Below are 12,553 nucleotides of genomic sequence, written 5' to 3'. Positions count from 1 at the left end.
ACACGGTGAGGTTCTCTCGTTAAATCAAAGGGAGCTGTTATGCTTTATCACAAGAATTTGCCGGCCTGGGAGCGGGCGATGCGGACGATCGGGGGCGTTGTGATGATCGCCTATGGGCTTTTCGGCATGCCCGGCACCATGGCCGGTTATCTGATCGCGGGCACTGGCGCGATCGCGATCGCAACCGGGTTTTTGGGCTTTTGTCCGATGTGCGTCATGGTCGGCCGGAGGCTGCCTTCGCCATGACCGCGCTGGCCGGCGCGAGGCGCTGCGACCCCTTGCTGATCGAAGCCGCGCGCAGCGGCGACGCCGATGCGCTGGTCGCGCTGATCGCGATAGCCCAGCCCGACATCCGCCGCTATGCCGCGCGCAACTGCCGCGCGGCCGATATCGATGATGCGGTTCAGGAAACGCTGCTGCTGCTGTACCGGCGGGTTGGTACGCTGCGCGCTGTGACGTCGTTCTCGGCCTGGCTGTTCGCGGTGGCGCGCCGTGCCTGCCTTCGCCTGCTGCGTCGGGCGGCGGGGGGCGCGGAAGCGCCGGCCGACGATGCGGAGGCGCGCCTGGCGCATCGGGCGCCGGAAGACATTCGCATCGACCTTTCCCGCGCCATCCAGTCGCTGCCCGATCATTACCGCGAGGTGATCCTGCTGCGCGATATCGAGGAATTGTCGATCGACGACATCGTAGGCGTTCTTGGGCTGACACGCGAGAGCGTCAAGGCGCGCATCCACCGCGCGCGGATCATGATCCGGGAATATCTGATCCGCGATTGAGACGTCGTGATCGGAGTTCAATCGTCAAAGCGCCCAGTGCGTTTCGCCTTGATGTCGCTGCGCCGCTTCTTGCCTTCCAGCCGCCGCTGCTTCGATCCGAAGGTCGGCTTGGTCGGCCGCCGCGGCGTCGGGCGGATCATGGCTTCGCGCAGCATTTCGAGCAGGCGGTCGATGGCGTCGGCCCGGTTGCGCTCCTGGGTGCGGAAGCGCTGGGCGTGGATCACGATCACGCCCTCCTTGGTCATGCGCTGGCCGGCGAGCCGGACCAGCCGCGCGGCCGCGTCCTCCGGCAGCGCGATCTTGCGCGTGTCGAAGCGGAGCTGGGCTGCGGTCGCGAGCTTATTGACATTCTGCCCGCCCGGGCCGGAGGCGCGGACAAAACCGATCTCGATGTCGTCCTCGTCGATCGTGAGGTCGCGGGAAACCCGCAGCATGGCGTTCACCGGAGAGATGCAGAATCAGCACGCACCATAGCGGTTTTATAGGGAGGTTGCCCTGTGGCGCTTCCATTCCCCCTCCCGCTTGCGGCGGAGGGCCAGGGTGGGGAAGCCGCAACGGCAGTGCCTGTGGCGGCCCCCGCTCCAACTCTACCCCGCAAGCGGGGAGAGGGCGCAGCTTGCCATTTGGCTAATTCGCCTTCGGCGGCGCCACCACTGGTTGCGCGGCGGCTTGCGGGGCGCGGCCGACGATCACGGTGAGGAGGCCCTGGCCCCACAGCTTCTGCGCGGCTTTTTTTGCGTCGTCGAGGGTGACGGCGTCGACGAGGGCGTTGCGCTTCTCGATGTAGTCGATCGGGAGCTTGTCGAGCTGGTATTGCAGCAGAGCCTGCGCGAGCTTCGAAGAGGTATCGAGCGCCAGCATCTGCGAGCCCTTGAGGTACGACTTGGCCTCGTCCAGTTCCTTCTGGGTCGGACCTTCCTCGGCGATGCGGCGGATTTCCTTCTCGATCGCGTCCACCGTCTCGCCGGCACGGTCGGCACGGGTGCCGGTATTGCCGATGAACAGCGCAGAGCGATCCATCCAGAGCAGGGATTCATAGACCGAATAGGCGAGCCCGCGCTTTTCGCGCACCTCCTTGTAGAGCCGCGACGACAAGCCGCCGCCGCCGAGGATGTGGTTCACGACATAGGCGGCCATGAAATTCGGATCGTGGCGGCGAATGCCGGGGCCGCCGAACGTCACTACCGTCTGCGGCACGTCGAGCGGCACGAACGCGCGCTGCGGCGGCTTGGTGGCCTCGACCTCGGCGATCGCCGTCAGGCTGGCCTTGGCCGGCAATCCGCCGAACGTCTTGTCCAGGAGCTTGCCGAGCGTTTCGGCATCGACATCGCCGACCACGGCGATCCGCAAATTATCCTTCGCAATCACGCGGCGAACGTAATCCTTCATGTCGGAGACATCGATCTTCGGCACGCTGTCCAGCGTGCCGTTAGCCTGTCGGCCATAGGGATGATCGCCAAAGGCCACTTCCAAAAACTTGCGGCTCGCCAGCGCGGTCGGGTTGGTGGTGTCACGGCGCAGCCCGGAGAGCACCTGCGCGCGAATGCGCTCGACGTCTGCGGCGTCGAAATGCGGCGACGTCAGCGCCAGATGGAGAAGGCCGAAAGCCTCGTCCTTGTTGTCCTTGAGCATGCGGAGCGAGCCGCGGAAGGAATCCCGGGTCGACGTGAAGCTCAGCTCGATAGCGCGGCGCTCGAGGCGCTCGTGGAAGGTTTTGGAATCGAGATCGCCGGAGCCTTCATCGAGCAGGCCGGCGACCATGTTGCCGACGCCGGACTTGCCTGACGGATCCTGGGCAGCGCCACCGCTGAAGGCATATTCCATCGCAATCAGCGGCACGGTGGCGTCCTGCACGAACCAGGCCTCGATACCGCCTGGCGAGACCAGCCGCTGTATCTTTGCTGCGGCATGCGATGGCGTTGCCGCCAGCGCCAGCAGCAGAGCGCCGGTGATCAGGCTGGATGCAAGGCGCTGCGCGGGAATTGAAAAACGGATCACGAGCGCTTCTCCTCGCGTTTTTGCGCGGTATCCTTGATCAGATAGCCGGTCACCGAGCGCTTCTTGTCGAGCCATTTCTGCGCGGCATCACGGACCTGCTCGGCGGTGACGGCGCGAATCCGGTCCGGCCAGCTCCTGATATCGTCGATGGATAGTCCCGTGGTCAGTGCGCCGCCATACCACCGCGCCAGCGTGGCCTGGTTGTCCTGGGCGTAGATCGCTTCCGCAATCAACTGGGTCTTGACCCGCTCGAGATCCTCAGCGCGGGCCGGATTCTGGATGACCTCCGCGATCACGCCGTCGATCACCTGCTCGATCTGCGAAAACTCCACGCCGGGTTTTGGCGAAACCGAGATCGAGAACTGCGTAGGGTCCAGCGAGGTGCCTTGGTAGCCGGCGCCGGCGCTAATCGCGAGCTGCCGGTCGATTACCAGCGCGCGATAGAGATAGGAGTTGGAGCCGCCGCCCATCAGTTGTGCGAGCACGTCGAGCGCGGGGCCTTCGCCGACCGCAGCGGTCGCGGAGGATGGGACGAGGTAATAGCGCCGAAGGCTGGTCTGCTCGACGCGCGGATCGGAAAGTGTCACCGTGCGCGGTGCCGCGGGCACCGGCTCCTGCGGGCGGATTCGATGCGCGGCAATGGCCGGCTGCGCCGGGATGCCGCCATAGGCTTTTTCCACCATCTGGCGGACTTCCTTGGCGTCGACGTCGCCCGCGATCACCAGGATCGCATTGTTCGGTGCGTAGAACCGCTTGTAGAACGCCAGCGCATCCTCGCGGTCGAGCTTCTCGATTTCCTGGCGCCAGCCGATCACCGGTCGGCCATAGGGATGGTTGAGATACAGCGCCGCCATGATCTGTTCGGTGAGCCGGGCGTCGGGATTGTTGGCAACCCGCATGTTGAATTCTTCGAGCACGACATCGCGCTCGGGAAGTACGTTCTCATCCTTGAGGATGAGGCCGGTCATGCGGTCGGCCTCGAACTCCATCATTTTCGCCAGTTGCTCGCGCGGCACGCGTTGGAAATAGCCGGTGTAATCGAGCGAGGTGAAGGCGTTCTCATTGCCGCCGATCCGCAGCACGGTTTGCGAAAATTCACCGGCGGGATGTTTCTCTGTGCCCTTGAACATCAGATGTTCGAGGAAGTGGGCCAGTCCCGATTTGCCCGGCGTCTCGTCGGCGGAGCCGACCTTGTACCAGATCATCTGCGTGACGACGGGCGTGCGGTGATCGGGGATCACCACTACTTGCAGGCCGTTGTCGAGAGTGAAACTGGCGGGACGTTCCGACGTGACGGTGGTCTGGGCGAATGCGCTGCCGGCGAAGAAAGCAAACGTCGAGATGAAGGCTGCAACAACAGAAACGGCAAAGCGGTGTGAGGACATCATGACCTATCTGGCGCTTGTTCCGCAAAGCTGGTTACCGGCCTGCGAAACGAATTCGCGCAAATGTTAGAAGTAACCCGACAAAACGTTCGGGAACAAGCCGCGGCATCGTACACCGCGCCGGTAGCGACAATCGTCACGAAGGCGAGAGATGAACTTAACTATTCGCCATACTTGCCGGCGGCCGGATTGTATTCCTTGTTGAGCGATTCCTTCGGCCCTGTGCCGTAAGCGAAGTTGGACGACGGCGTCTGGTAGCCGGGCGGAGGCTGAGTCAGCGATTCACGTGTCGGCTCGCCCTTGAATGGGGCGGTCTCGGTCTTGTTGCCGCCGAACAGGCCGCTGAAGCCGCCGCTATAGCCGAGTTGCGACGGGCTCAGGATCGGGTTGTTGTTCGAGGTACCGGGCTGCACCGGATCGTTGTCCTTGCGCGCGGGCGCCGCGGTCTTGCCCACCGCGAGTTCGGCTGGCGTCAGGATGCGGGCCGCTTCGCGCGGGTCCTTGTTCTCTTTCTTGCGTGCCGCAATCGCCGCCTTGCGGCGCTGCTCGTCGGGATCCTTTGGCCAGTTCGGCGCCTTCGCCTCAGCGGCGGTCGCGGCCGGCGGCGGCAAGTCGAGCTTGGGTGGTACCACCAGCGGGGATCGCTCGCGGTATTCGATGCCGCGATTTTCCATGTTGGTGCCGCCGATGCCGCGCATGATGCCTTCGATGATCTTTTCCTCGAAGGTCTTGTCGTCGTCTTCGTCCTCGTCGTCAGCCGCGTGCACCGGTCCGGCGGCCATCACAAGGCCTATGCCCAGCGCCATCGCGGCGAACCGCAGCGCCCGGCTCAGCGAGTTGGTCTGCACCATCCAGAAGCGGGCTTCGGTCTCGCGCATCGCGCTGTTCCCATTCACAATTTCTGCAACACGCGGGGGCCGGGCTTGAGGGCCCTAACGGCTTCATACCGCAGGGGTCCGTATCGGCCGGGATCAGGGCGCTTTTGCGGCGGGTACCCCCAGGAACGAGTCATACAATAGGCCCGCTACTCCGGCAACAATGGCCACATCCGCAAGGTTAAACACGTACCAATTGAAGGTTTTTCCTCCGATCTCGATGTGGAACAGGGCGAAATCGACCACCGCGCCGTGCACGAATCGGTCGATGCCGTTGCCGACCGCGCCGCCGATGATCAATCCGAGCGCCAGCGTCGCCATAAGGGTGCTGGAGCGCGCCATCCAGATCCCCAGCACGATCACCGCAATCGCCTTGATCGCCATTAGCGCGAGCTGGGCGAGCTGGTTATCGCTTTGGAACCAGCCAAAGCTGATCCCGACATTCCAGGCCAGCACGAGGTCGAAGAACGGCGTCACCCGGACCGCGCCGCGATGGGCGAGGTCGAACACGTAGAGCAGCCAGAGTTTCGAGGCCTGGTCGAACGCCAGCGTCGCGATCGCGACCATGGCGCCGGCGCGGAGGTGAGGGGTTGTCGAGCGTTCGCGGCCAGACACTTATCTCGCCTTCTTTTTCTTCTTTTTCGGTCCGGTCGCAGACGACTTTCTTACCGCCTTACTGGCAGTCATTTTCTTGGTGGCCTTCTTTGCCGCTTTCCTTTTAGCTCCCTTCTTAGCCGGCTTATTTGCTGAAGCAGCTTTTTTGGATTTGGCGGCTTTCCCGGCCTTGGCTTTGGTCTTCTTAGCCGTTGTTTTCTTGGTCTTTGCTGTGTTGGACTTGGCTTTCTTGACCGCGGTTTTCTTGGCCTTGGCTTTGTTGGCCTTGGCCTTCTTTGCTTTGGCCTTCTTGGGTTCGGGGGCCCTCTTGGCTTTCGCCTCGCTCTTGGCTTGCTCAGCCTGCGCGGCTTCCAAAGTCTTCCTAGCTCTGACCTTCTTGTCAGCCGTGTCCGCCGTCACCTGTCCTGAACCGGCCTGCTCCGGCGCTTCCTCCTTTCGTCGCGGTTTCTCCAAAGGTTGCTGCTCGACCAACGCGACAGGCAAGCCAGCCGCCTTTGCACCGGCCGGCTTGTGGCCTTCGGCAAGCGCCTTCCATTCCCGCAAGGCCTGCGCGTCGCGCGGGGAGACGTCGGGATACTCGGCGTCTTCGCCGACGGTCGGCAGGATCTTCCACGACCGCGCACATTTGGTGCCCACAGCCTTTTCAACCACGACGGCGACGCCGGGGACGTCGGCGAGCCTGAACGCACTGGCCGGCGCGTCGTCGTCGGTTACCATCGCGTTCGAGGTGATGCAGACCTCGGCCAGATCGACGTCGAACAGCGTATTGAAGATGTTCTTGTCCGACACATAGACCAGCGGCGATGCTTCGAGCGACGAGCCAATGTTCTTGGCAGCGCGTTCGACTTCGAGCGCGCCGGTGACGACACGGCGGACGTCGCGAATGATCTCCCATTTTGCGGCGAGCGTCTCGTCGCGGAATTGGTCAAAACCTTCCGGGAACAGCGTCAGGTGAACCGAGGCTTCCGCGACCGGCTTGGACATCCGCCACGCCTCTTCGGTCGTGAAGCTGAGCACCGGCGCCAGCCACCGCAGGATCGCATCGCAGATGATATCGATCGTGGTCAGCGCGGCCTTGCGCGCGAGCGAGGACGGCGGATCGCAATAGAGCGTGTCCTTGCGGATGTCGAAATAGAACGCCGACAATTCGCTGTTCATGAACGCCGCCAGCGTCGCGACCACCGTCTTGTAATCGAACTCGGCGTAGGCCTGGCGCACGGTTGTCGCGCGTTTTGCCAGTTCATGCAGCATCAAGCGCTCCAGCTCGGGCATGTCGCCATGGGCGACGGCGTCGGCCGGGTTGAAATGATGCAGCGTGCCGAGCATCCAACGGATCGAGTTGCGCAGTTTGCGGTAGGTCTCGATGGTGTTTTTTAGGATTTCGGGGCCGATGCGCTGGTCATCGGCATAGTCGGTGGCGCAGACCCAGAGGCGGAGGATATCCGCGCCCGAATCTTTCATCACCTTTTGCGGCTCGACGGTGTTGCCGAGCGACTTCGACATCTTGCGGCCGTTCTCGTCCAGCGTGAAGCCATGGGTCAGCACGACGTCATAGGGCGCACGGCCGCGGGTGCCGGAGCTTTCCAGCAGGGAGGAATGAAACCAGCCGCGATGCTGGTCGCTGCCTTCGAGATACATCACAGTATCCTCGCCGCCATCGACCTTGCGGACGATGTTGCCGAGATTGGGAAAATTCTGGCGATCCTCCAGCACGAAGGCATGCGTCGAGCCGGAATCGAACCAGACGTCCAGGATGTCGTCGACTTTTTTCCAGTCTTCGCCGGCGCGCTCCCCGAGGAAACGTTCGCGTGCGCCATCCATGTACCAGGCGTCGGCGCCTTCCTCCATGAAGGCTTCGACGATACGCTGGTTGACGATCTCGTCCTGCAGGATTTCGGCTGAGCCGTCGCCTTTCTCGCGCACGAACACGGCGATCGGCACGCCCCAGGCGCGCTGGCGCGAGATCACCCAGTCGGGGCGGCTCTTTATCATGCCGTAGATGCGATTCTGTCCCGACGGCGGCACCCATTGAGTCTCGTCGATCGCAAGCAAGGCACGTCCGCGCAGCGTGTTGCCGCCATAGCGCTGCAAGGCCGCCAATCTGCCAATGTCGATGCCTTCTTCCGGCATCTCTTTGTCCATGGCGATAAACCATTGCGGCGTGTTGCGGAATATTACCGGCTTTTTGGAGCGCCACGAATGTGGGTACTGGTGCTTCAGTCGACCCCGCGCGAGCAGCCTGTCGGCCTCGATCAAAGCCTTGATGACAGCTTCGTTGGCGTCGCCCTTTTCGCCCTTGTCGTTGATCACGCGTTTGCCGGTGAAGCCAGGCGCCTGCACGGTAAATGCGCCGTTCTCATCAACGGTGTAAGGAATGGCGGTACTGATGCCGCGTGCGTTGAGTTCGCGCGCGTTCGCCATCCAGACATCAAAGTCCTCGCGGCCATGACCGGGAGCGGTATGGACAAAGCCAGTACCAGTATCGTCGGTTACGTGTTCGCCTGCCAGCATTGGCACGTCAAATCCGTAACCTCCCGCTAAGTGTTCCAGCGGATGACGGTAAACGTAAGCAGCTAGGGTTTCTGCAGAAACGTCGGCAACCCTTGAAAATGCTGTCACTCGAGCTTGGTTAAAGACGTCGGAAGCTAGCTTGTCGGCCAGAATCAATAAGTCATTAGTCTTGGCCCAATTGTCGGCAGGTGCGTCCGTGATGCGATAGAGGCCGTAGGCGATCTTGGGAGAAAAGCTGATCGCCCGGTTACCCGGAAGTGTCCACGGTGTCGTTGTCCAAATAACAACTGAAGTGTTAGGCGGCAGGAGCGGATGAAACGTTGGCTGCTTACCAGGATCGGCATCCTCCATTGGTACGTGGCTGACCGGAAACTTCACCCACACCATGTCCGAGGTGTAGTCTTCGTACTCGACCTCGGCTTCGGCCAGCGCGGTCTTCTCGACCACGCTCCACATCACGGGCTTGGAGCCCCGATAGAGCGTACCGTTGGCGGCGAACTTCATCAATTCGCGCGCGATCTGGGCTTCGGCCGGATAGCTCATGGTGGCGTATGGATGATCCCAGTCGCCGATGATGCCGAGCCGCTTGAACTCCTCGCGCTGCACGTTGAGCCAGTGCGTCGCATAGGCGCGGCACTCTTTCCGGAATGCTACCATCGCGGTGGAGTCGCGGAAGTCCGGCTTCGGCTTGCCCTTGGAGCGGTAGTTCTCTTCCTCGATTTTCCACTCGATCGGCAGGCCGTGGCAGTCCCAGCCCGGCACGTAGTTGGAATCGAAGCCGAGCATCTGCTGGCTCTTGGTCACCACGTCCTTGAGGATCTTGTTCAGCGCGTGGCCGATATGGATGTTGCCGTTGGCGTAGGGCGGTCCATCATGCAGTACGAATTTGGCGCGGCCCTGCGCATCCTCGCGCAGCTTTCCATAGAGATCGATCTCGTTCCAGTATTTGAGGATCTCCGGCTCGCGCTGCGGCAAGCCGGCGCGCATCGGGAATTCCGTCTGCGGCAGGAACAGGGTTTTTGAATAGTCAGTGACGTCGGACTTTTGCGGCTGTTGGGACATGAATGCTCTGGTTGGCTCGAAGACGGCGCTGAAAAGCGGATATCGCGGGGTGAACAGGGAAATCCCGGTCTTGCGCCGAGCCAAAGCTCAGGCGGAAGCCGGGCCGCTAATGCTGATGGTGCGCCGCGCAAACATGGGGCTTTCCATAGCAGCCAACCGGGGAAATCGCAAAGGGCGGCGGCACGCAGGACAGGTTTACCCCGGACGCGGGCGGGCCGGGTTTCCGGCGACTGTTACGCCCGGTGCGACGTCCCGCGTCACCACACTGCCGGCGCCGATCACGGCGCCATCGCCGATGGTGACACCGGGCAGTATGATGGCGCCGCCCCCAATCCAGACGTCACTGCCGATCCGCACTGGGCGGCCGAATTCGAGACCGGTCCGCCGCGTCTCGGCGTCGCGCGGGTGATCGGCGGCATAGATTTGCGTCGCCGGCCCGATCTGGGTGCGATCGCCGATTGCGACTTCGACCACGTCGAGGATGACGCAATTGAAGTTCAGAAACACCTCGTCGCCGAGCCGGATGTTGTAGCCATAGTCGCAAAAGAACGGCGGACGGATCACGGCGCCGGTGCCGACATGGCCGAGATGGGCCGACAGCAGCGCGTGCCGCTCCGATACAGGCGCAGCCAGCGCCGCATTGTAGCGTGCGAGCCAGGCCTTGTTGGCGGCGGCATCCTCCTGCAGTTCCGGATCGCCGGGGCGATAGAGTTCGCCGGCCAGCATCTTTTGCTTTTCAGTCTTGCTCAACCGACTACTCCGAGCCTCGGAAACGCATCGGGCGCGGCGGCCAGCCGCGCGCGGGCGCGCGCGCTGTCGTCGTCCATCTGCCGGATCAACGCGTCGATCGAGTCGAATTTAAGTTCGTCGCGGATAAAGCCGATGAAGGCGACGTCGAGCACCGTGCCATAGAGGTCGCCCTTGAAGTCGAACAGGAACACTTCCAGCAGCGGCGCGCCATTGTCGAAGGTCGGGCGGCGGCCGAAGCTCGCCACGCCATCCACCCGTTCGGCGCCGCGGCCGACCCGCACCGCATAGATGCCGTGTTTCAGGCTGCAATTCTTGTCGAGGCGGATGTTGGCGGTGGGGTAGCCGAGATCGCGGCCGCGCTTCTCGCCATGGATCACTGCGCCGCTGACGAACCAGGGCCCGCCCAGCATGGCGGTGGCTTCGTCGATCTGGCCCTCCGCCAGCGCCATGCGAATCGCACTGGAGGACACCGGCCGCTCCTCGATATCGACATGGGCCTGGACGTCGACCTCGATGCCGAGCCGCGGCCCCTCGCTGACCAGAAGGCTCGGCGAGCCGGCCCGGCCCTTGCCGAAATGAAAGTCGTAGCCGACCGCGATGCCGCTGACGCCGAGCCGCTCGATCAGGTCATGGTGAATGAAATCTTGCGCCGAGGTTCCGGCGCGGGTCTTGTCGAAGGTCATCACGACCGCGCCGTTCAGCCCCGTTCCGGCTAAGAGCCGCAGCTTGTTGGCCTCGTCGGAGAGGCGGAACTGGGGGCTGTTCGGGCTGAAAAAGCTGCGCGGATGCGGCTCGAAAGTAACGGCAAGGGCCGGCTTGCCGTGGGCCCGGCCCATTCGTAAGGCCGCGTCAATCACGGCCCGGTGGCCCAGATGGACGCCGTCGAAATTGCCCATGGCGACCACCGCCCCGAGGGGAATATCGGCGGCAGGGGTGGTGTCTCGGATAACGGTAAAACCAGTTGTCATCTCAGGGATTCTTGGTCTCGGTGAAGGCGGCGGGACGGTGACGCGGCGCCGCCGTGTAAGTCAAGCCGGGCCGGTCGGGCTAAAACGGATGCAATCCGATGCGGCCCGGTTAACGGGCTGTTTAACGGCTGGTGCTAGAGGTGGGGGGAGGACTGCGGGCCGCGCAGGCCTGTCGATATTTTGTGGCGCGTTGAGTGGGGGAAAAGATGGCGGTTGATTTGTCCATGCCGGTTCTGGTGGTTGACGACTACAGCACCATGATCCGCATCATCCGAAATCTTCTGAAGCAGCTCGGCTTCGACAACATCGACGATGCCAGCGACGGCTCGGCGGCGCTTAACAAGATGCGCGGCAAGAAATACGGACTCGTGATTTCGGACTGGAACATGGAGCCGATGACCGGTTACGACCTGCTCAAAGAAGTCCGTGCCGACCCCAACCTCGCCACCACGCCTTTCATCATGATCACGGCGGAATCCAAAACCGAGAACGTGATCGCCGCCAAAAAGGCCGGTGTGAACAATTACATCGTCAAGCCGTTCAACGCGGCGACGCTGAAGACCAAGATCGAGGCGGTCTTCCCGGATATGGCGACGGCCTAAGGTTTCGTGTCCCGGACGCGGTGCGGCGCTCTCTGGCGATGCGCCGCAGAGCCAGGAGCTACTGCTTCCACACACCTACTGTTCCCACAGAATGGACCTCGGCTCAGGCAGCGCACCACTGCGTGCTGCGCTGCGTCCGGGGAACGCACCCCTACCAGCGCAGCTCCCGCATCAGTGCGCGGGGTGGGTGGCCAAACAGCTCTTTCACAGAGGCCGGGTCGAGTTGGTCTATGCCCTCGAATTCCTCGGAATGGATGCCGCGGGTCACGAACAGGCAATCGATCCCGAAGCCCAGGGCGCCCGTGAGGTCGGTGCGCACTGAATCTCCGATCGCCAGCACGCGGTCGAGCGATGTCGGCCGACCGCGGCGCTCGGCGGCGAGCACCATCGCGCGCTCATAGATCGGGCGGTGCGGCTTGCCGTAGAAGACCACCTCGCCGCCGAGCTCACGATAGAGTTCGGCAATGGCGCCCGCGCAATAAATCAGCCGGTCGCCGCGCTCGACCACGATATCGGGGTTGGCGCAGACCAGCGGCAGCTTGCGCTCGCGCGCCTGCAGCAGCATCGCGCGATAGTCTTCCGCCGATTCGGTTTCGTCGTCGAACAGACCGGTGCAAATGATGTAGTCGGCCTGCTCCAGCGGCCCTAGCACGGCATCGAGCCCGCGGTGGATCGAAGAATCACGTTCCGGGCCGACCCAGAATATCTTCTTGCCGGGGTGATCGGCGACGAAGTGCCGGGTCAGGTCGCCGGAAGAGACGATGGCATCGTAGGTTTCGTCGGCGACGCCGAGCTTGCGCAATTGCCGCTGCACGGAATCCGCGGGCCGCGGTGCGTTGGTGATCAGGATGACGATGCCGCCGCGCTGACGATAGGTATGCAGCGCCTTGCAGGCTGCGGGGAAGGCCTCGAGCCCGTTATGCACCACGCCCCAGATATCTGAGAGAATTACCTCCACGCCGTCCACGAGGTCCCCCAGCCGCTCGACGAAGCGCAATGAGGTCATGATTT

The 12,553-nt window shown here is 63.0% G+C and carries 11 protein-coding genes and 1 pseudogene; 3 read left to right on the top strand and 9 right to left on the bottom strand.

Going from position 1 to position 12,553, the window contains the following annotated elements; genetic code table 11:
- The first annotated feature begins 39 nt into the window (after positions 1–39).
- Entirely contained in the window at positions 40–246 is a 207-nt protein-coding gene (locus HCN58_RS22750) for a YgaP family membrane protein (protein WP_171581606.1), read from the top strand.
- Complete coding sequence (locus HCN58_RS22745; protein ID WP_171581605.1) at positions 243–776, top strand: RNA polymerase sigma factor; 534 nt, start codon at positions 243–245, stop codon at positions 774–776. Before HCN58_RS22750 ends, HCN58_RS22745 begins: the two co-directional genes overlap by 4 nt.
- Before the next feature lie 17 nt (positions 777–793).
- Here the strand turns inward: HCN58_RS22745 and arfB are convergent, their stop codons facing one another.
- The 8 genes and pseudogenes from arfB to HCN58_RS22705 all read right to left on the bottom strand — a co-directional run bounded on the left by arfB (position 794) and on the right by HCN58_RS22705 (position 10,940).
- The gene (gene arfB, locus HCN58_RS22740; protein ID WP_171581604.1) at positions 794–1,210 is read right to left on the bottom strand and encodes an alternative ribosome rescue aminoacyl-tRNA hydrolase ArfB; all 417 of its coding nucleotides are present in this window, start codon (positions 1,208–1,210) and stop codon (positions 794–796) included.
- Between the two features lie 193 nt (positions 1,211–1,403).
- On the bottom strand, positions 1,404–2,849 hold the full coding sequence (locus tag HCN58_RS22735) for a M16 family metallopeptidase (RefSeq protein ID WP_171581603.1): 1,446 nt from the start codon (positions 2,847–2,849) through the stop codon (positions 1,404–1,406).
- Positions 2,771–4,162 carry a M16 family metallopeptidase gene (locus HCN58_RS22730; protein ID WP_376701203.1) on the bottom strand — a complete coding sequence of 464 codons (1,392 nt, stop codon included), beginning with the start codon at positions 4,160–4,162 and terminating at the stop codon, positions 2,771–2,773. The genes HCN58_RS22735 and HCN58_RS22730 overlap by 79 nt, the downstream gene beginning before the upstream one ends.
- 158 nt (positions 4,163–4,320) lie before the next feature.
- Positions 4,321–5,037 (bottom strand): hypothetical protein, encoded by a 717-nt coding sequence (locus HCN58_RS22725; protein WP_171581602.1) that lies wholly within the window; start codon positions 5,035–5,037, stop codon positions 4,321–4,323.
- A 93-nt stretch (positions 5,038–5,130) separates the two neighbouring features.
- Positions 5,131–5,601, bottom strand: a complete 471-nt coding sequence (gene lspA / locus HCN58_RS22720) for a signal peptidase II (protein WP_171581849.1) — start codon at positions 5,599–5,601, stop codon at positions 5,131–5,133.
- A 570-nt stretch (positions 5,602–6,171) separates the two neighbouring features.
- Positions 6,172–9,222 (bottom strand): annotated as a pseudogene (ileS, locus tag HCN58_RS22715) (isoleucine--tRNA ligase); the annotation flags it as partial.
- A 195-nt stretch (positions 9,223–9,417) separates the two neighbouring features.
- The gene (locus HCN58_RS22710) at positions 9,418–9,972 is read right to left on the bottom strand and encodes a sugar O-acetyltransferase (protein WP_171581601.1); all 555 of its coding nucleotides are present in this window, start codon (positions 9,970–9,972) and stop codon (positions 9,418–9,420) included.
- The gene (locus HCN58_RS22705; RefSeq protein WP_171581600.1) at positions 9,969–10,940 is read right to left on the bottom strand and encodes a bifunctional riboflavin kinase/FAD synthetase; all 972 of its coding nucleotides are present in this window, start codon (positions 10,938–10,940) and stop codon (positions 9,969–9,971) included. Before HCN58_RS22705 ends, HCN58_RS22710 begins: the two co-directional genes overlap by 4 nt.
- 206 nt (positions 10,941–11,146) lie before the next feature.
- Here HCN58_RS22705 and HCN58_RS22700 point away from each other — a divergent pair, with 206 nt between their 5' ends.
- Complete coding sequence (locus tag HCN58_RS22700; RefSeq protein WP_057835874.1) at positions 11,147–11,542, top strand: response regulator; 396 nt, start codon at positions 11,147–11,149, stop codon at positions 11,540–11,542.
- A 151-nt stretch (positions 11,543–11,693) separates the two neighbouring features.
- Here HCN58_RS22700 and HCN58_RS22695 read toward each other — a convergent pair whose 3' ends face one another.
- Positions 11,694–12,548 (bottom strand): TIGR01459 family HAD-type hydrolase, encoded by an 855-nt coding sequence (locus HCN58_RS22695; protein WP_171581599.1) that lies wholly within the window; start codon positions 12,546–12,548, stop codon positions 11,694–11,696.
- Between the last annotated feature and the right edge of the window lie 5 nt (positions 12,549–12,553).

This window comes from Bradyrhizobium australiense (assembly GCF_013114825.1).
Classification (GTDB): Bacteria; Pseudomonadota; Alphaproteobacteria; order Rhizobiales; family Xanthobacteraceae; genus Bradyrhizobium; species Bradyrhizobium australiense.
Note: the sequence above shows the minus strand (reverse complement) of the source record. Positions and strands in the feature narration are given on the sequence as shown.